At 40.5% G+C, this 20,727-nt stretch carries 16 protein-coding genes and 1 other annotated feature; of the genes, 14 read left to right on the top strand and 2 right to left on the bottom strand.

The genetic code is table 11. From position 1 onward, the window contains the following. Positions 1 to 222: 222 nt before the first annotated feature. From IEV91_RS08685 to IEV91_RS08675, 3 genes are all read left to right on the top strand, one after another. Positions 223 to 1,680: a PAS domain-containing sensor histidine kinase gene (locus tag IEV91_RS08685; protein ID WP_188497037.1), complete on the top strand. Its 1,458-nt coding sequence runs from the start codon at positions 223 to 225 to the stop codon at positions 1,678 to 1,680. A 92-nt stretch (positions 1,681 to 1,772) separates the two neighbouring features. Continuing rightward, positions 1,773 to 1,998: a binding site (T-box leader), on the top strand. Positions 1,999 to 2,878: 880 nt separating this feature from the next. Beyond that, positions 2,879 to 4,567: an arginine--tRNA ligase gene (argS, locus tag IEV91_RS08680; protein WP_188497036.1), complete on the top strand. Its 1,689-nt coding sequence runs from the start codon at positions 2,879 to 2,881 to the stop codon at positions 4,565 to 4,567. Positions 4,568 to 4,793: 226 nt separating this feature from the next. Beyond that, positions 4,794 to 5,078, top strand: coding sequence for an LSm family protein (locus tag IEV91_RS08675; protein ID WP_188497035.1), 285 nt, complete (start codon positions 4,794 to 4,796; stop codon positions 5,076 to 5,078). Positions 5,079 to 5,309: 231 nt separating this feature from the next. On the opposite strand, the gene IEV91_RS08670 is transcribed toward IEV91_RS08675, so the two are convergent. Then, entirely contained in the window at positions 5,310 to 5,414 is a 105-nt protein-coding gene (locus tag IEV91_RS08670) for a YjcZ family sporulation protein (RefSeq protein WP_188497034.1), read from the bottom strand. A gap of 431 nt (positions 5,415 to 5,845) precedes the next feature. On the opposite strand from IEV91_RS08670, the gene IEV91_RS08665 reads away from it, so the two are divergent. From IEV91_RS08665 to IEV91_RS08650, 4 genes are all read left to right on the top strand, one after another. After that, positions 5,846 to 7,003, top strand: coding sequence for a pyridoxal-phosphate-dependent aminotransferase family protein (locus IEV91_RS08665; protein WP_188497033.1), 1,158 nt, complete (start codon positions 5,846 to 5,848; stop codon positions 7,001 to 7,003). Beyond that, complete coding sequence (gene serA / locus IEV91_RS08660) at positions 6,993 to 8,579, top strand: phosphoglycerate dehydrogenase (RefSeq protein WP_188497032.1); 1,587 nt, start codon at positions 6,993 to 6,995, stop codon at positions 8,577 to 8,579. Before IEV91_RS08665 ends, serA begins: the two co-directional genes overlap by 11 nt. Before the next feature lie 89 nt (positions 8,580 to 8,668). Beyond that, complete coding sequence (locus IEV91_RS08655) at positions 8,669 to 9,517, top strand: hypothetical protein (protein ID WP_188497031.1); 849 nt, start codon at positions 8,669 to 8,671, stop codon at positions 9,515 to 9,517. Between the two features lie 106 nt (positions 9,518 to 9,623). Further along, entirely contained in the window at positions 9,624 to 9,842 is a 219-nt protein-coding gene (locus IEV91_RS08650; protein ID WP_188497111.1) for a C39 family peptidase, read from the top strand. Positions 9,843 to 9,948: 106 nt separating this feature from the next. On the opposite strand, the gene IEV91_RS08645 is transcribed toward IEV91_RS08650, so the two are convergent. Then, positions 9,949 to 11,085, bottom strand: coding sequence for an HAD family hydrolase (locus IEV91_RS08645; RefSeq protein WP_188497030.1), 1,137 nt, complete (start codon positions 11,083 to 11,085; stop codon positions 9,949 to 9,951). A 372-nt stretch (positions 11,086 to 11,457) separates the two neighbouring features. Between IEV91_RS08645 and IEV91_RS08640 the strand changes: the two genes are divergently transcribed. From IEV91_RS08640 to IEV91_RS08610, 7 genes are all read left to right on the top strand, one after another. Beyond that, on the top strand, positions 11,458 to 12,750 hold the full coding sequence (locus IEV91_RS08640) for a homoserine dehydrogenase (RefSeq protein ID WP_229745484.1): 1,293 nt from the start codon (positions 11,458 to 11,460) through the stop codon (positions 12,748 to 12,750). 4 nt (positions 12,751 to 12,754) lie between these two features. Continuing rightward, positions 12,755 to 13,822, top strand: a complete 1,068-nt coding sequence (gene thrC / locus IEV91_RS08635; RefSeq protein WP_188497028.1) for a threonine synthase — start codon at positions 12,755 to 12,757, stop codon at positions 13,820 to 13,822. Further along, on the top strand, positions 13,822 to 14,730 hold the full coding sequence (gene thrB / locus IEV91_RS08630) for a homoserine kinase (protein WP_188497027.1): 909 nt from the start codon (positions 13,822 to 13,824) through the stop codon (positions 14,728 to 14,730). Before thrC ends, thrB begins: the two co-directional genes overlap by 1 nt. A 237-nt stretch (positions 14,731 to 14,967) precedes the next feature. Continuing rightward, the gene (locus tag IEV91_RS08625) at positions 14,968 to 16,695 is read left to right on the top strand and encodes an ABC transporter ATP-binding protein (protein WP_188497026.1); all 1,728 of its coding nucleotides are present in this window, start codon (positions 14,968 to 14,970) and stop codon (positions 16,693 to 16,695) included. Next, the gene (locus IEV91_RS08620) at positions 16,692 to 18,569 is read left to right on the top strand and encodes an ABC transporter ATP-binding protein (protein ID WP_188497025.1); all 1,878 of its coding nucleotides are present in this window, start codon (positions 16,692 to 16,694) and stop codon (positions 18,567 to 18,569) included. Before IEV91_RS08625 ends, IEV91_RS08620 begins: the two co-directional genes overlap by 4 nt. 52 nt (positions 18,570 to 18,621) lie before the next feature. Then, positions 18,622 to 19,374, top strand: coding sequence for a sugar phosphate nucleotidyltransferase (locus IEV91_RS08615; RefSeq protein ID WP_188497024.1), 753 nt, complete (start codon positions 18,622 to 18,624; stop codon positions 19,372 to 19,374). Between the two features lie 33 nt (positions 19,375 to 19,407). Beyond that, positions 19,408 to 20,649, top strand: a complete 1,242-nt coding sequence (locus IEV91_RS08610) for a multidrug effflux MFS transporter (protein WP_188497023.1) — start codon at positions 19,408 to 19,410, stop codon at positions 20,647 to 20,649. Positions 20,650 to 20,727 lie beyond the last annotated feature (78 nt).

Genomic DNA, 20,727 nt, shown 5'->3' with positions numbered 1-20,727 from the left:
CTCTAATAAAAAATCTTTGTTCACAAAATAACCTCCTGATATGCATTGTTTTTTTGTTATGATAGAGTAAGGCTTAAAGAGAAACTTTAGTTCAATTGTAATATCTTTACTCTCTTTATATACTTTATCACATGTTATAATAATTAAATAATATTATAGCGTTCTATTAATAGCGGTTACTATAATGGACATCAAGTAAGTAGTTATTGGAGGACTCATTTGATGGATCGTGTGGATAAACTAAATCCTAATGCAGCAAAAGAGCATACGCTCGAAAATTCCCAACTGTATCATCAGTACTTTTCAGAAATGGTTTCTCGCCATTATCTCTCTAGTGGGGAGTTTATATACATATCACCTTCTTTCCATAAATTGATTCATTATTCACCTTACGATCTTTATGGACAGTCTTTTTATTCCTTAATTCACCCTCAGGATCGTGAAAGAGTAACAGAGCAATTTAGGAGTCAGCAGGCAAACGGGAAAATGTCTTATAGACTGAAAAGAAAAGTAGGGGATTATATATGGGTAGAAACGGAGTATAGTAAAAATGTGACAGAACCCAAAGATAATGAGGATACCCTTTGTTTTTGTATTACTCGAGACGTGACGGAGTATAAGAGGGTAGAAGAGGAATTAAAAGAACAAGAAGATAAATATCGCACCCTTGTGGAACAATCTCACGACACCATTGGTATTATGTCGGAGGAAGGGTATTGGATCTATATCAACGAAAGTGGCAAAAGGTTGTTGGGGATCACACAAGCGAGTGAAGCCATCGGTCGCTCCATCTTTTCGTTCGTCGATCATTCGCAGACAAACCTATTAAAACGGGAATTTTCTAAAATAAAAGAGACATGGGAACCTCTTAAATTAAATAATATTACTATTATTAGAACGGATAATGAGACAAGAGAAACAGAAATTGATATTATCCCAACGTCTTATAAAGAAAGACGAACGTTACAAGTTGTGATTACAGATATAACTGAGCAAAGAAAAACAGAGGATTTTTTACAGCAAACAGAAAAATTATCGGTCATCGGTCATTTGGCAGCAGGTATTGCTCATGAAATACGAAACCCGCTGACAACAATCAAAGGGTTTGTGCAATTACTTAAGGGGAAGATGGAGGCAAAGTATTCACGGGTGATGATGCAAGAACTTGAGCGCATTGAAACGATTGTAGGTGATTTGCTTGTTTTGGCAAAACCCGAGGTTGTTTCTAAGGAAACTGTCGATTTGGTTGAGCTCATGAATAGAACAGTGACTTTGTTGCAATCTCAAGCGATTCTTAATAATGTGAGTATCGAGTTTAAACCGGAATCTGAAGAAGTCCCAATTAAATGCGAGCCTAATAAACTGAAGCAAGTATTTATAAATATTTTAAAGAATGCCATTGAGGCCTTACCTAATGGTGGCGATATCCGTGTGACACAGTCCTTTAATAGAGACCAAAGTATTCTTTTGTCCTTTAGTGATGATGGCAATGGGATACCTAAAGAAAGGTTAGCGCGATTAGGAGAGCCCTTTTACAGTACCAAGGAAAAAGGGACAGGGTTGGGGTTAATGATTTGTGATCGCATTATTAAAAGTCACGGTGGATCAATGGAAATTGATAGTGTTGTCGGAAAAGGGACAACTATAAAGGTGAAGCTTCCAATAGATAGTGATGAATAATCTGTAATTTACTGAGTTAGTGATAAAAATAAATTTTTTGTTGACAGAGATAACCGATTTTGTATAGAATCTGAATAAATACTAGGAAAAAATGAAATTCAATGAAAAAGAGAGTAGTCCTATTTTTTTCTGTAGCGAGTCAGGGTGGGTGGAAGCCTGATGAATAGGAATAGGATGAACCGGACTTTGGAGAAGCTGTACTGATAGAATGTTGTAGGTAGAGCCGGGGTACCGCCGTTATAGGTAAAAGTGGGTTCTGGTATATTCAGAACAACCAGAGTGGTACCGCGGGAAGATATAAAAACTCTCGTCTCTTTATTAAAGAGGCGGGAGTTTTTATTTTTGGTTCAATTATATGAAGGCTAACAACACATTTCAGTATCTCTTATTCATGCGAAAACTGTTTACTAGAAGAGAGTTACTCTCACGGGTCATGTTTTCAGAGTAGAAGGAAATTGCGACGTAACATATAATCACCGCTACGGAAATACACTACGCTTTCCGCGGGCGGCTGGTGAGCCTCCTCGCGCTCCGCGCTCCGGGGTCTCACCTAGGCCTCTGCTCCCGCAGGACTAAGGAAGGCTGCTAGGAGAATAATCCTCGCAGAAAAATCGTGTTTTACGATTTTTTGAGTCTCCGTGTATTTCCTTCGCTAGTTAAGATGATCTGATTTAAGTTGCGCCTAGCTAATATCACCTTGAGAAAAAAGCAAAGATGTCTGGTCTTCCTATCAAAAAACATCTCTAGCAATCAAGTGGTTTGGAGCGTAAGGCGCGAGACTCCTACGGGAACAGCACGAGTCCGAAGATCCACTTGGGAAACAAATAATCAATCCCAAGTTAGCTGAGGCCGTGCCCGTGGAATGCGAGCGACCTGGAGCGGAAATCCACCTACCCGTTACGTCGCAATCTATATGAAATATACATTTTATGATTTTTTGAGTCTCGCTTTTTCGTTTGAAATCTTATCATTAGCTACAATTCTTCATGACTTGACTATTTGACTAAGAGGTATTTTTATCCAGATGCTACCGTCTTCTAAACATGAAGTGATACAAAGATGTTTAAGAGGGAGTAATGGACGCTAGCCCTTGATTGGTTTAACTAACAATCAGTGGGGAAGGGAAAAACCCTCACTGATTAAGGTTTCACTTTATAGGAATGCGATGAAAAGATAAAAGAAAATGGAGGGTAACAAAATGGAGTATTATATTCAACAATGGGCGCAGCTTTTAAGTAAAACTTTAGGTGAAGCTCTTTCACCTGAAGAAATCATGACAAAAATAGAGATTCCCAAATTTACACAGCACGGAGACTTAGCTTTTCCTTGTTTTGTACTTGCGAAGCTCTTGAAGCAATCACCACAAAGCATCGCGGAACAGTTGGCCGTTTCCCTCAACCATAAAGCGTTTAAAAAGTTTGAGGCTAAAGGGCCTTATATTAATGCCTTTATTAACAGAAAGGAAGCAACAAAAGAGACCATCAATCGCATTTTATATGAACAAGAAAAGTATGGTTCACATACCTTTGGAAAGGGTAAAACCATTACCTTTGATCTTTCTTCCCCAAATATTGCTAAACCTTTTTCAATGGGGCATTTGCGATCAACAGTGATTGGTTCGGCGATTAGTCATATTGCTGAAAAATGCGGTTATCAAGTGATACGAATCAATTATATTGGGGATTGGGGAACGCAATTTGGTAAGTTAATTGCTGCCTATAAAAGATGGGGTGATGAAGCCGCGGTTAAACGAGATCCAATTGGAGAACTGTTCAAACTCTATACACGATTTCACGAAGAAGCTACCTTAGATCCTCAGCTTGACCAAGAGGGGAGGTTTTGGTTTAAGGAATTAGAATTAGGCAATCCTGAAGCACATGCCTTATGGGAATGGTTTAGAGAAGAATCATTAGCTGCATTCAATCGGATTTATACACTCTTAAATGTCACCTTTGACTCTATGAATGGAGAGTCCTTTTATAATGATAAGATGGAGGCGGTGGTCACTGAATTACAAAATAAGGGACTGCTTGAAGCCTCAGAGGGTGCCATGGTCGTACGTTTGGAGGATCAGGATCTTCCGCCAGCACTCATTAAAAAGCAGGATGGCGCCACGTTATACGCCACAAGAGATTTAGCATCGGCGTTGTATAGAAAACAGCATTATCACTTTGACCTATCACTTTACGTTGTTGGTCATGAACAAACCCTACACTTTAATCAAGTGAAAAGCGTGCTTTCTAAAATGGGCTATTCTTGGGCAGATGATATGGAGCATATTCCTTTTGGGATGATTCTTAAGGATGGAAAGAAGATGTCAACACGAAAAGGCAAGGTTGTTCTTTTAGAACAGGTTTTAAAGGAGATCATTGAGAGAGCAGATCATAGTATCAAGGAGAAGAACCCTGAATTGGAGGCGCGTAGGATCATTGCAGAACAAGTTGGCGTTGGTGCTGTCATATATCACGATCTAAAACACTATCGTCGCAATGACGTTGAATTCTCTCTTGAAGAAATGCTAAAGTTTGAAGGCAATACAGGGCCGTATTTACAATATACGCATGCTCGTGGGTGTTCAATACTAAGAAAAGCCAAGGTCAAGCCTAGCGTTATCGAAGATGGGCTTGAAGATGATCCATCTTGGGAACTTGTTAAGTTGCTTGCATGGTTCCCCCATACAATTGAGGTAGCATTCGAAGAGCGTGACCCGTCTACTGTTGCCAAAAGCCTCTTTAAAATCGCTCAGGCATTTAATCATTATTACGCCCATACACGTATCTTGGGTGGAGCAGAGAGCAAAGCAAAGCTAGGGTTGACCCGAGCTACTATCCTGGTTATTAAAGAAGGGTTAAGACTTTTGGGAATACAAGCACCAGTAGAGATGTGAGTAGCAGAAGAAGAAGCATGCCGAGTAAACACAGCAGTTATTGCTGAATCAACAGGGGATCACTAGAATGTCTTTTTATCCTTAAAAAACGGCATTCGCCCTCCACACCTGCCCTTCAGATATCAGCAAGACAAACATATGATAATGATTAAAGGGAACTAAAATATCCTCTAGTCCTCACAAGCTATCGAGAAGTTCAGTAGATCAGAATGAAAGGAGAGAGAGGATGTCCGCAGAATATTATTTTAATCATTGTCAAAAGCATATTAATCGTCCTGTTGAAATAACAACTCATGAAGGGATTGTGCATAGAGGGATTGTTCATGGTGTTGACCGCACACATGTGTATTTACGCCCCTTTGATAACATGGCCGCGGGAAATCAAGGGCCAGGATTATTTGCCTGGGGCGCATTTGCTGGTGGCCTTTTAGGTGGTTTTACTGGTGTAGCGCTTGGAAGCATTGCTGCCTTTAGGCCCTATGGTGGCTTTGGCTATGGTGGTTTTTATTAGTCCTGAATCTCTATCCACGGTGTAAGAAACCGTGGATTTTTCTTTTTCAGTGTCTTGTAATTGACAGGTCAATGCTCTACATTCATAAAGGCTCTTTGACTTAGAAAGTCATTGGTTTCTCTGATCATTCTCTATTCTTAAGGTTTGTCCAAATTAAATTGAACCTGTACAAAGCTTTGTAACGTAAAAAATGACAAGGGGGATGGCCCTTGTCATTTTAAATATAACGCCTTAGTAAACGTAAGCAGTACCAACAATAATCAACAAGATAAACAATACGACGATTAAGGCGAATCCTGCGCCACCGCCATAGCCTGCACCTGCACCATAGGACATGTTAAAATCAACTCCTTTTCATTGATACTATATCGTATGCAGCGGCAGACATTTCGTTATAGACGCTTGATTAAATTTGCTTCACTCAATTTTTGACATGTTTTGTGATTAGAAACGCCTAGTGGATAAAAAATAAAAGGAATTAAAAACAATATCATCTCAACGTTATTTTTGCTCCTTTTTTTGTCACTTATTATTTTTACTTTTCCTCTTTACAGTATAAAAGGATATTGCTAAAATTGACTAAAAATAACGAATGACCTGATTTTCGTAAAATATTTAGAGGGATGTAAATAATTATAAAAGCTTATTACTTATTATTCAGCCATTGAAGGCCATAAAAAGGGTAAAAAACTTTTGACTTCCGTCATTTATCAAGCGGTAAGCCAAGTTTTTCTAATAAAATTATATCCATGTTGGGGAGGCACACTATGATTATTAATCGATCACAAATATTGAGAACCCCTGGTCCAACACCTATACCTGAACAGGTGCAGAAAGCCATGTCGCAACCGATGATTGGTCATCGTGGTAAAGGGTTTAGTGAACTTTTCCAATCAGTTACACCACGATTGAAGCCGATTTTTGGGACAAGTCAAGAGATCTTTCTCTTAACCGGGAGTGGGACGTCGGCTTTGGAAGCAGCGGTTGTCAATACTGTAGCACCAGGTGATGAAGTGGTTGTCGTTGTCACAGGTAATTTTGGTGCGCGGTTTGCCGATATTTGTGAAGCATATCAGATTGTTGTTCATCGTTTGGAGGTTGAATGGGGAAGAGCGTGTCATCCTGATGCGCTGAAAACATTTCTAAAGTCAAAGAAAAATATTAAAGCTGTTTTTGTCACGCATTGTGAAACATCGACAGGTGTATTAAATCCAATCGGGGACCTCGCAAGCGTCATCCACGAGAATAGTGATGCACTTGTGATTGTCGATACCGTAAGCTCAGCGGGAGGAACACCTGTTAACATGGATAAAGACGGGCTGGATGTTGTTGTTTCCGGTTCGCAGAAAGCCTTTATGCTTCCACCAGGTCTAGCTTTTATCACATTAAGCGAAAACGCGTGGAAGGCTGTTGAGCGCACACCATCTAAAGGCTTTTATCTCAATCTTGAGGCTTATAAAACAAATGCAGAAAAGGGCATGACGCCATATACGCCGGCCCTCTCACTTATATATGGTTTGGATGAAGCCTTGCGAATGATGGAGGAAGAAGGACTGGACAATGTCTTTCGCAGGCATGAGACTTTAATGAAAATGACAAGAGCGGCAAGCCAAGCTTTAGGTTTATCGTTATTAACAACTGATGAAGAAGCGTCTCCGACGGTAACTGCGATACAGGGAACAGCAACGTTAGACAGTGAGGCTGTGCGACAAACCGCATTGAAGACTTTTAACCTCGTTCTTGCGGGTGGACAAAAACGATTAAAAGGTAAAATTTTTAGAATTGGGCATATGGGGGCCATCACACCTGCCGAATTGTTACAAACACTTATTTTGCTTGAATTCTCCTTATTTAAAATGGGTTACCCGGTATCGTTTGGCACCGCAGCTAAAGCCGCAGAGGAGGTTCTTAAAAATGAGTTATAAAGTCCTTGTGAGCGATCCGATTAGTGAAACGGGTTTATCTATATTGAATGAGGCTGTTGAGGCTGAAGTCACTGTAAAGACGGGGCTTTCACCTGAAGAATTACAGAAGATTATCGGTGAATATGATGGTCTTGTGGTGCGTAGTCAGACGCAGGTCGACGCTCACTTGATTCAAGCAGCAAAACGTTTAAAGATTATTGGAAGAGCGGGTGTCGGTGTCGATAACATTGATCTCGAGGCTGCCACCAAGGCAGGGATTCTCGTTATCAATGCCCCCGATGGCAATACGATTTCGGCGGCAGAACATACCATGGCGATGATGACCGCCCTCTCAAGAAAGATTCCAGCGGCTAATCAGTCATTAAAAGAGGGTAAGTGGAATCGAAATAGCTTTAAAGGGGTTGAGTTATTCAAAAAAACCTTTGGTGTTGTCGGCTTTGGTCGGATTGGTATGGAAGTGGCTAAGCGGGCAAAAGCGTATAATATGACGATTTTAGCTTATGATCCTTTTTTAACAGAAGAAAGGGCCCGAAAAGTGGGTGTGAAGAAGGCCGAGTTGGATGATATTTATGCACAGGCTGATTTTATTACGGTACATACGCCATTAACCAAAGAAACTCATCATCTCATAAGTACGGAAGCGTTTGCGAAAATGAAGTCGGAAGTCCGTTTAATCAATTGTGCACGTGGCGGCATTATTGATGAAATGGCTTTATATGAGGCTATAAAAGAAGGTCGAGTAGCGGGCGCTGCTATTGATGTTTTTGAACACGAACCACCCGAGGATCATCCCTTGTTGACATTAGATGAGGTTATAGCAACGCCTCATTTAGGTGCTTCGACTGTTGAAGCACAGGATAAAGTTGCGGTCGCTGTCTGTGATGAAATTTTGCAAGTCTTTCGAAATGTTCCTGCACAGCATGCGGTGAATCTCCCCGCAGTATCAGAGCAAGTGAGAAAAGCCCTTGAGCCTTATTATGAATTGAGTGAGCAGTTAGGATCTACTGTTGTTCAATTAGTCAAAGGAGCACCAAAGGATATCGAAATAACCTATTCGGGTGAACTTACAGATATCGAAACAGCGCCTTTAACCCGCAGTATTTTACAAAGTATCTTGGCTAAGTTCTTGGGAGATCATATTAACCCTGTCAATGTGAATTATTATGTAAAAGAAAAAGGTCTTATTTATAATGTAAAAAGAACACAAAATTCCCATGGGTTTACTGGGCTCATTAATGTCAAAATATCGACTGAACATGAAGAACGTTCTGTTTCAGGTACATTACTGAATGGTTATGGGCCACGTATGGTGAAGATCGACGACTATACCGTGGATCTTCCTACTGAGGGTCATCTCTTATATATCGAGCATCACGATTTACCGGGTCTTATTGGTCATGTGGGAACCCTTTTAGGACAGCATGAAATTAATATCGGCTCAATGCAGGTTGGACGTAAAAGTATAGGTGGACGTGCCATCATGGTACTCACCATTGACAAAAATGCAAATGCGACCCCTATCACCGCTTTGCAAAATCTAGAACATATCCAAGAAGTTAAATTAATAGATTTATAATAAAGTTCATTCAAAGCACACAGCTGAGTTCTGTGTGCTTTTTCACTAATAGTAAAAAGGAATAAAAGTTGACTAAAAGGGGGGCTGGTATGAAAAAGAAGTTGATTAGCTTAGGTTTGATTTTAATGATAACTTGTGTTCTTTATTTTATTTTCATGACGCGGGGACACCATGGTCAAAAGGTGGATTTACTACAAGAGAAAGAAAATAAAATGACTCATAAAGAAAATAATCAAGAGAAATATTATTCAGCCAATACTCTTATAAAAGCTTTTGAAAATAACGATATAGTGCTTACTCAAGTTAACCAAAATACAACAAAATATAAAAAAGCCAATGTGACACCAACTGAATATTTGGTTAATCAGGATGAAGATGACAGACTCTATCTTTACGTGTTTGACTCAACGCCTAAACGTATGACAGTTTCGGACAACGAAGAATTGAGTTATTTACCAGCTTCTAATACAAAAGAAACGATTGTCCAGGAGAAAGAGGCGGCGTGGAATCTTTATATTGTACGGAGAATAAAATTTAATAAGCTCAATCGACTCCCTAATATTCACAATATTATTTTTAAAGAGCTTAATGATGGCAAGGTTAAAGTCTTTAGCGGCTCCTCTAAGCATTGGAAAGGAGAGGACACATTACATTACTATGTACATCAATGGAGTGAGAACGGTCACTTATACAATGAGAGTGTGCAAAGCAATAAAGGGGTCTTAACCTTTACTGGAAAACGTAAAGATAAAGTAAAATACAATTTAAATGTAAGAGAAGGAAATACAAGGACCAAATCCAATGGCACTTTGGACCTTAGCAAAGAACAGTCCCTTCAAATCGGAAGCGGGGGAAACAGCCCAATTATTTCCGATGAGATCCATGTTTCTATACAATGGGGAAAGCAAAAAGAACAATTTAACTTAATAAGCCCATAAGCGACCATTTCAATCGGTCGTTTTTTTATATTTAAGCAAGTGTTTTTTACTTTAATCTTTTTTATCTAAAGACTATTGGAAGGAATGGGAGACTCCTGATGGGCCTATAGAGATTACATATAAAGAACACTCGGTTCTTGTTACGGGTTATGATAAGGATTCGATCTATTTTAACGATCCTTTAAGTAGTGAAAAGAATCGTAAGGTCAACAGAACATCATTTATAGATGGTTGGAAACAAATGGGGAATCAAGCCATTTCCTATAGACCTACGGGAGTGAAAGCAGTGCATGTACTCAATAAGAAGGTTCCATCAAATCCTTAATGAAATTAAATAACTGAAAATTTAGAATTTAAATCCTTTATTTTGGTTGAATTGTCACGTAACACCAGTAAATAAGTAAGGGTGACTGTTCAATCACCCTTGGTTATTAATTCACGAGAAGTTTATTAATGACGGATTCGACATCAAGAACACTGGAGAGGATAAATTCAGCTTGATGAGCTTCAAATTCGGCACGGGCGTCTTCACCTGTGAGGCCCGTAAGTACAGCAATAAAATGACTGCCCATCTCTTGGGCGGCAAGGCAGTCGGCTAAAGAATCACCAATAATTAAGAGCTGATTGGCTTCGGCTAATGGGAGTGGCTTCTCCAATATCTCCTTCACATTAATATTACGACCAAAATACCCATGAATATAACAATAAGGGTTAGGTTTGCCTAGAGGTGCGTACTTAGGGTAAGCCTTCTCTGCTCGCAATACATCCGTTGAAGTCACTAAGCGCTCTGAGTCAATATAGTCTAAGAGCCCAAGCGCCTTTAAAGGTTCATAGCTTTCAATATAAGGACGTCCTGTTCCAATGCCAATCGTCAGTCCTTTTGCTTTGATCGATTGAAAGAGTGCTTGGAGAGCGGCGGGTTCGGCAAGCGGTATTTCTTCTTGTAAGAAACCCGTTTTTCCAGGTTGATAGGCTTTTTTTTCTATCGACGTTTCAATAAAAGCATCACCGAGATACCATTCTTGATAGGTTTCTTGGGCGATTTTCCATAGTGGGCCACTTCGAGAAAAAAGGTCGAAAGTAGCTCCCCATTTTTCTTTGGCGATGACATTTAAGTAAAGCAATAAATCTTGTTTTGTGCCTTTGCTTTTTGCAAATGCCATAACAAAAGAAGAGTAAGAGATGTTCACCTCTTTTGGTAGGGCCGCACCAAACATTTTTAACGTTTCCCGATCAACGTCTTTTTGATCTAGAATCAGTGATCGAATCTCTGTTGGCACTTGATCTAACAGTTGGATGAGATGATAGCTAAAGGTGAGGAATACCATATCCCAATTAGAATTCATCCCTCGGGATTTCATGAAAGTCAGCACATGTTCATGGTCAAACACTTCCTGACGAATGTGACGGATCAATGCTTCCTCAGGGTTAGGCGTAAAGGTCTCTGGGTGAATCCCTAAATACCGAGGGCTATGTAGAAGCTCCCATACCGCTAGAGCTGAAGCGTCGAAACAACGTTCTTCGCTTAGTAATACGCCATCAATATCAAATAAAACAGTCTTAAGCATGCATTTCCCTCCATGTTTGTACGGATCATCACTCAAATAATCACACTTTTTAATAGACTAACATATTTTTTCGTTAATAGGTTAAATAATTAAAGAAAAAATAACAGTTTAAAGCACTACTCTTTTAGTTCCTCTTACTAATAATAGAAAATTTTCTCTTGATTGAAAAGCATTAAATTACTATAATATTCTCTATACATGTATCGGAAATAAAATCATATGTATTCTGTGAGTGGACAAAGAGAGTCATCTTTAAAGAGATTAGGGTCAAAATGTAAAGTAGAGCTGATACAACATTGAATGGGCTTATGTCTAATGAATCTCTGGCATGCTTTGAACACCCTCTCATGTTGTTTTGAAGGAGGAATCGGTGTGAAAAATCAGGTGAATGTAGGCTTGTTAGGTTTTGGAACAGTCGGTTGTGGTGTCTATCGCATTCTAGAGAAGAATCAAGAAGAATTGATCCAAAGAACAGGCTATGGCATAAAAATCCAGAAAATTCTTGTCAGAGATAGGGATAAAAAACGAGATTTGCAGGTTGATACAGAATTATTGACAGAATCGGTTGAGGATGTGACAACGAATCCAGAGATCGATGTCGTTATTGAAGTGATGGGAGGTGTCGAAGAGGCGCGGGAATACATTCTATCCGCCCTGAATCACCATAAGCATGTGGTTACTGCAAACAAAGATCTGCTTGCACTATACAGCGGCGAGCTTCTTACGACGGCCGCCAATCATGATTGTGATCTCTATTATGAAGCGAGTGTCGCTGGTGGCATCCCTATTATTCGTAGCTTAGTAGGAGGGCTTGCTTCCGATCGTATTACGAAAATGATGGGCATCGTGAATGGGACAACCAATTACATCCTCACTCGAATGACTAAGGAAGGTGCTGATTATCAAGAGGTCTTAAAGGATGCCCAAGCGTTAGGCTTTGCTGAGGCTGATCCGAGCGGAGATGTCGAAGGGCTCGATGCAGCACGAAAAATGGTAATCTTAAGTACTTTAGGTTTTTCAATGAAATTTAATTTAAAAGACGTTCAAGTTCAAGGGATATCCAATATTTCTTCGGAAGATATTGATTACGCTGGTCGGTTGGGGTATACGATTAAACTTATCGGTATTGCCCAAAAGGATGAAGGACGGGTAGAAATTAGTGTCCAACCTTCGCTCTTACCCAGTGACCATCCCTTATCTTCGGTTAATAATGAATTTAATGCTATTTATATCTACGGTGAATCCATTGGCGAAACGATGTTTTATGGTCCGGGTGCGGGTCAATTGCCAACAGCTACAGCTGTTGTCTCTGATCTTATATCAGTGGTACAAAATATGCGTATGGGTGTGAATGGCCAAAGTGTTGTTCTTCCTCATAACAAGACAGAACTGAAAAATGATGAAGATGTCTATTCAAAGTATTTCTTACGTCTCTATTTAAAAGACGAAGCAGGCGCTTTCTCAAAAGTCTCAGCACTTTTTGGAAACTATCACATTAGTATAGAAAAACTGATCCAACAACCATTAAAAGAAAAAGGTGCGGCAGAAATTGTCATGGTCACTCACCAGACAAATCGTGCAGCTTTTAATCAAGTATTATCAGAACTTAAGGGATTCGATATTGTTTATGACGTTATTTCAAGCTATCGAATAGAGGGAGAGTAAGAACATGAACATGTGGAGAGGCATTTTAAACGCTTATCAAGACTATTTACCAATCACTGAAGCAACACCTCAATTAACTTTACATGAAGGGAATACGCCACTCATTCCACTTGAGACACTGTCTGAAAAATGGGGTGTTGAAATTCATGTGAAATTTGAGGGGGCAAACCCTACAGGTTCCTTTAAGGATCGCGGCATGGTAATGGCTGTTGCAAAGGCAAAGGAAGCGGGCAGTGAGCATATCATTTGTGCGTCAACCGGAAATACCTCGGCATCCGCAGCGGCTTACGGTACCCGTGCAGGATTACACACGATTATTGTGATTCCAGAAGGAAAAATTGCTCTTGGTAAGCTGGCCCAAGCGACAATTTTAGGGGCAGATATTTATGCAATACGTGGGAATTTTGATCAAGCTTTAGATATTGTCCGCAACATCAGTGCATCTGAGAATATCACTCTGGTAAATTCGGTTAATCCTTATCGTCTAGAAGGGCAGAAGACAGCGGCCTTCGAGGTTTGTGATCAGTTAGGCTCAGCTCCAGATATTTTAGCCATTCCTGTAGGTAATGCTGGCAATATCTCAGCCTATTGGAAAGGGTTTAAGGAATATCATGCATCGCAGGGGACGGGATTGCCACAAATGCGTGGATTTGAAGCCGAAGGATCTGCGGCTATTGTGCGTAATCAAGTCATTGTTAATCCGGAAACGATTGCCACAGCCATCCGAATTGGAAATCCTGCCAGTTGGGAATTAGCTGTGGATGCAGCACATTCCTCTCAGGGTAAAATTGATGAGGTTTCAGATGCCGAGATATTAGAAGCCTATCAATTATTGGCACAAACAGAGGGCATTTTTGCTGAACCGGCCTCATGTGCATCAATAGCTGGGATTAAAAAGCAATTGGCAACAGGTGAAATTGCCAAAGACAGTAAAATTGTGGCGGTCTTAACGGGGAATGGCCTCAAGGACCCAACGACGGCCATTGAAGCTGTAGATGTTAAACCGACAGTCATCGAGAGTAGTGAAAAAGCACTTCTTGATCTCTTAAAATCAAAATCAGGAGCAAGCTAATGGAGAAATGGCGCATTAAAGTGCCTGGGAGTACTGCTAACCTGGGCTCCGGCTTTGATTCAATTGGACTCGCAGTCAATCGTTATATGACGCTTGAAGCAACCCCGTCTTCAGGCGATTGGTCTTTTACTTATAAGACACCAGGTTATGAGGAATTGCCGAATGGCAAAGAAAACCTCATCTATAAAGCCTTTGCCTATACACTAAAAACCTTAGGGCTACATGAAGGAAAGAAAGCCTGTCATGTAGAAGTAGAGACAGAGTTGCCGCTTGCGCGGGGCTTAGGAAGCAGTGCCACGGCGATTGTAGCAGGCATTGAACTTGCAAATCTCCTATACAGCCTGTCATTAGCCTCTTCTCAAAAGGTAAGAATCGCCAGTATGTATGAAGGTCACCCTGATAATGCGGCCGCTTCGGTTTATGGTGGCGTTACGATTGGAACACATCATGATGACGAAACCTTTGTTATCCCTTGTGGGGCAGTTGATTTCAATATTCTGCTGTTAATTCCAGATCACCAACTTTTAACGCAAACATCTCGAAGTGTCCTCCCTGAGGTTCTTTCATTTCGTCAGGCTGTTCAAGGTTCTAGTGTTGCTAATGTTTTGGTTGCCGCTTTGCTTACAGGGGATTTAGAATTAGCGGGTAAAATGATGACGAAAGACGTGTTTCACCAGCCTTATCGTGCAAAGATTGTCCCGTATCTAAAAGAGATTATGGACTATGCCATGCATCATGATCAGGATATATATGGTGTAGCACTGAGTGGTGCAGGTCCTGCATTGATGTGTTTTATTAAGCCAGGAACAGAGACCTTTGTTATTCCACAACTCAATGAAGCTTTTCCTTATTTTCAAATTGAACAATTAAAAATCGATTCTTTTGGAGTGACAGTAGAAGGACTGTGAACATACAAGAAAAAACAACCACTTGGCTGAGAAGGTCAGGTGGTTGTTTTATCAACGTTTGTTTACCATTGTCAAAGCTCTTATCATCTGCTGAAAAAAAGAGAGTTGTGGCTTTTACATTATCACTTGGAAAACAGTAGAGAAGGGGTGAGGAATTCTTGGGGTATCTATGATAAAGTAGATAATGGATAATAGACAGCCTAAAAATAGATGAAGGCAGATTGGAATGGATGAATAATGCTGAAACTAGCTAAATTTTTAAAGCCTTACAAAGGGCTTATCATTGCTGTTCTCTTTTTTGTATTTTTACAATCGTTTTCAAATTTGTACCTTCCAACTTTAATGTCAGACATCGTGGACAAAGGCATTGTCAATCAAGATATTCCTTACATACTTAGAATTGGTGCCATTATGCTTGGAATCACTGTAGTAGCCGTTGTTTTTTCTATCCTAGCGAGTTTTTTCTCTGCAAAAACAGCAACAGGGTTTGGTCGAGATGTAAGAAAGACAATGTTTTCTCATGTTGAAACCTTCTCACTTCAAGAGTTTGACCAAATAGGGGCTGCTTCTCTCATCACAAGGACAACGAACGACATTCTGCAAGTTCAACAGGTGTATGTTATGATTCTGCGCATTATGATTATGGCCCCTATGATGTGTATTGGTGGCATTATTTTAGCCGTCTCTAAGGATGCTATGCTGTCCCTAGTTGTGATTGGGGCAATGCCCTTTTTAATTGTAGCCATATTGGCGGTCATGAGAAAAGGGATGCCTCTTTTTAAGCTTATTCAGACTAAGTTAGATAGAATGAACCTTGTGTTAAGGGAACGTCTAACAGGGATCCGTGTGGTTCGAGCGTTCAATCGCAGTGAGTTTGAAGAGGGTCGATTCCAACAAGCTAATAGAGATCTAGCAGAAACAGCCATCAAAGTGAACAAAATTATGGCGGTTCTCATGCCGATCATGATGCTTATTCTTAACTTTTCTACCATTGCTATTATTTGGTTTGGGAGTATTAGAATTAATCATGGTCATATGCAGGTTGGAGATTTAATGGCATTTATACAATACGCGATGCAAATTATGTTTTCTCTTATCATGCTCTCCATGATTTTTGTGATGGTTCCAAGAGCATCTGCGTCAGCACAGCGCATTCATGAGGTGCTTAACGTTACCCCATCTATAGTTGAGAGGGAAAATGATGGTCAAATCAAGAGTGCTAAGGGCGTTTTGACCTTTGACAACGTCACTTTTAGCTATCCCGGCGCTGAACGCCCGGCCCTTACAAACATTTCCTTTATAGCAAGGCCAGGGCAAACGACCGCCATCATTGGTGGGACAGGCTCAGGGAAGTCAACTTTATTAAAGTTAATTGAACGCTTTTATGACATAGAAGAGGGTCATATTTTATTGGATGGGAAGGACATTCAAAGTCTTTCATTGAAGGACTTAAGGGAACACATGGCTTATATTCCGCAAAAGCCGGCCATATTTACGGGAACTATAAAGGAAAATATAAAATATAGCCAAGAAGCCCTAACTGAAGACAGTATTCGTAGAGCAGCCAGTGTCGCTCAAGCTACTGAGTTTATTTCAAGACTAGAAGACGGCTATGATACGGTTTTAACACAAGGCGGAACCAACCTTTCAGGTGGACAAAAGCAGAGAATTGCTGTTGCACGAGCCTTGGCCAAAGAGTCACACATTTATCTCTTTGATGACAGTTTTTCAGCCTTGGATTATAAGACAGATGCGCTTGTTCGCTCTGCATTAAAAGAAGAGATGAAGGAAGCCACGGTCATCATCGTTGCCCAGAGAGTCAGTACGATCATTGATGCCGATCAAATTATTGTTTTAGATGAAGGGAAAATGAGTGGTATTGGAAATCATAAGACGTTATTACAAACTTGTGATGTGTATAAAGAGATTGTCTCCTCACAAATGAAAGGGGAGGGGATTGCATGAGTAATGAACAGAAACACCATCAATCTCGAATGGGGCCAAGACGAGGTCCACATCATGGTCCTGGAATGCCTGTTCAAAAGGCGAAGGATTTTAAAGGAACATTGCGGCGTCTGGTCGGTTATTTAAAGCCCTATAAATGGTCTTTGTTCTCTGTTCTAATTGCGACCATTTTAAGTACCGTTTTTACCATTGCTAGTCCTAAGATTATGGGGAAAGCGACAACAAAACTTTTTGAAGGATTAATGGCGAAATTAAGTGGCACCCCTGGCGCAGGCATTGATTTTCCTTATATATTGAATATTGTGCTCTTGTTAGCAGGTCTGTATTTGGTCAGTTCTTTATTCAGTTATATTCAACAATTTATTATGGCCAGTATTGCTCAGAAAACGGTTTATGATATACGAGAAGAAGTTAATCACAAGCTTACACGTTTACCCTTAAAGTTTTTCGACTCAAAATCACATGGAGATGTGTTAAGTCGTGTCGTTAATGATATGGAGAACGTCAGCAATACACTCCAACAAAGCTTGACGATGATGATTCAATCGGTAGTTACAGTGTTAGGGATTATAGTGATGATGCTCACGATAAGTCCGCTCATGACATTAATCGTGATTTGCACGATCCCCCTTAGTCTCTTTATCTTGCAACCGATTACGAAACGTTCTCAGCGCTTTTTTATGGCTCAACAGAAAAACTTAGGTTTACTTAATGGACATGTTGAAGAAATGTTTACAGGTCATGAAGTAGTTAAAGCCTATGGCCATGAAAAACAATCTGTTGAGAAGTTTAATCACATTAATGAAGACCTTTATCGAGCCGGTTGGAAAGCACAGTTTATTTCTGGCGTTATCATGCCGATTATGACATTTGTCAATAACATCGGCTATGTCTTTGTTTGTATTATCGGAGGTATCCTTGTGACTCATGGAGCCATTCAAATCGGGGATATCCAAGCGTTTATCCAATATGCTAGACAATTTTCCCAACCGATTAACCAGGTGGCTAATATTGCAAATATTATTCAAGCGACAATTGCCTCCGCTGAACGCGTATTTGAAGTCTTGGACGAACAAGAAGAGGTTTTAGATGGAGCGTCTGCAATGACACTTTCATCACCTAAAGGTGATGTTCGTTTTGAACAGGTGAGCTTCCGTTATAAAGAAGACGAGCCGCTGATTGAAGATTTGAATTTAGATGTCAAAAGTGGACAATCGATTGCAATTGTCGGGCCAACGGGGGCAGGGAAAACGACCTTAGTCAATTTGCTTATGCGGTTTTATGAGATTCAGAAAGGGAAAATAACGATAGATGGTGTGGATATAACACATATCAAGCGAGGTGAATTACGAAGTCTTTTTGGTATGGTCTTGCAAGATACATGGCTTTTTAAAGGCACGATAAAAGAAAATATTGCCTATGGACGCGACCGTGTGTCTGATAAGGAAATCTTTGAAGCGGCTAAAGCCGCCCGTGCTGATCACTTTATTCGCACGCTTCCAGACGGTTATGAGACAATACTGAATGAAGAGGCTTCGAACATATCCCAAGGACAAAAACAACTTTTAACCATTGCTCGCGCTATTTTGGCGCAGCCAACCATCTTAATTTTAGACGAGGCAACAAGTAGCGTGGATACACGAACGGAAATCCATATACAAGAAGCGATGGATCATCTTTTAAAAGGTAAGACGAGTTTTATCATTGCCCATCGATTATCGACGATTCAAAATGCTGATGTGATCCTTGTGATGAAAAATGGAACTGTGATTGAGCAAGGGAATCACAAAGACCTGCTTAATAAGGAAGGTTTTTATGCTGAACTCTACTATAGTCAATTTCATCAAGGGAATACGACTCAACAGTCATCATAACGATCTTATAAGGGGCTTTGAATCTAGCAGTTCATGAAGGAAGGGTTTCTTTATGACGATAAAAAAAGCAGTTATTTTAGCAGCTGGACGGGGCAGTAGAATGGGCGCAATGACAAAGGTAATACCCAAACCTCTGTTACCTTTAGTCGATCGTCCGATCCTTGATCATATCATTGAAGAAGCACGGACCTCTGGTATTGAGGATATATTCATTGTTGTTCATTTTCAACATCATCTCATTGAATCCTACTATGCACAAGAGAAGGATATTCACTTTATATATCAGCCAAGTTTAAACGGGACGGGACCAGCAGTACTACTTGCCAAGGACTTTATTGAAAAGGAGGCCTTTGCCCTGTTTCTGGCGGATGAAGTCATTATCAGTCAACAGCCGTGTATTCAACAATTAATGCAAGTCTATGAACAGGTACCGGCTTCTCTCGTTACAGGTGTGGAAGAAACCACGCATGAAAAGATCAAAAAGTATAATGCACTCCGTATTGAGGCATATGGAGAGTCCCTGGTGCAAATTCATGAAATGATTGAGAAACCTCAGCACCCAGTCTCCCCTTACACCTCGATTGGTCGTTACATTTTATCTAATGACCTTTTGGCATTATTGGCTGAGGATATTTTTGAAGAGACAAATAGTGAGATACCGCTGACAAGCTATCTTAATCGTCTTGCTCAAGCTGGGAAAGCTTTTGGGCTATTATTTGAAGGGAAACGCTTAGATTTAGGAAGTGTAAACTCTTGGTGGGAAGGGAATTACCAATTGAAATTGTATAAAGACGACAGATCGTGAGCGTGTTACTTGAGGAGAGAAGAGGTTAAAGGGATGAAGGAAACGCTTGAAAGTCGTGGTGGGCAGCCATTAGAAATAACAAAGGAACGTCGGATGAGGTTTGCTTTAATCTTAGGTGCTTTAGCTGCTTTCGGTCCGCTTTCTATTGATATGTATCTTCCATCTTTACCGATTTTAAAAGGGGATTTACATACGACTGCATCGATGGCGCAGCTGACGTTAACAGCATTTTTGTTAGGGTTGGCGTCTGGTCAATTATTTAATGGTGCCTTAAGTGATGTACGGGGGAGGCGATTGCCTTTAATTATAGGACTTGTCCTCTATACCATTACTTCGTTTGCATGTGCGCTATCGCCATCGATTTGGCTTTTAATAATCTTACGTTTCATCCAGGGGGTTACAGGGTCTGCTGGCATTGTCATTGCCCGAGCAGCTGTACGTGATTTATATTCTGGAACAGAATTGACGAAGTTTTTTTCGCTTCTAATGCTCGTAAACGGTGCAGCACCTATTCTTGCGCCGGTTGCAGGTGGTTTTTTACTTAAAGTAACCTCCTGGCGAGGGGTGTTTATTGTGCTGACGATCATTGGAATTATAATGCTTCTCGCAGTCATTTTTGGACTGCCTGAAACCTTACCAAAGGAAAGACGGTTTCAAGGTGGTTTAAAAGCGACTTTCCTTAATTTCGGATCTTTATTAAAGGATCGTATATTTATGGGTTATGTTTTTTCTCAAGCTTTAGTGATGGGGGCGATGTTTGCCTATATTTCAGGATCGCCTTTTGTGATTCAAGATGTTTTTGGTGCATCACCTCAAGTCTATAGTTTTATTTTTGCCATGAATGGGGTAGGAATCATTATTGCCACCCAATCTACGGGTCGATTGGCTGGGAGGATTAAGGAATCTAAGATGTTGTTAACAGGGCTATGCATTGTCACTGTCACCTGTATACTACTTCTAGTTGGGGCACTTAGTGGTGTGGGACTTGGTTTATTTATACCGTCACTCTTTTTTGTGGTAGCGTGCGTAGGGATTGTTTCGACAACCTGCTTTTCACTTGCCATGCAAAATCACGGCCAATCAGCAGGAAGTGCCTCGGCTCTCCTTGGCCTCATGCCATTTATTTTGGGGTCAATAACGTCGCCACTTGTAGGTATCGGTGGTAGTGAGACAGCCGTACCAATGGCCAGTGTGATCGCGACCTGTGATGTTGGCGCGCTCCTTATTTACTTCTTTTTAGTCCTTCGTCAGAAGCGTGGAAAGGTAATTCAGTAAAAAGAGACTCTATGAGCACCAGACCTGATATAAAAATCACCTACCTATATTCGTGAGAGCATCGCAAAAAGTTCAACT

Source organism: Pullulanibacillus pueri (assembly GCF_014639255.1).
GTDB lineage: Bacteria > Bacillota > Bacilli > Bacillales > Sporolactobacillaceae > Pullulanibacillus > Pullulanibacillus pueri.
Note: the sequence above shows the minus strand (reverse complement) of the source record. Positions and strands in the feature narration are given on the sequence as shown.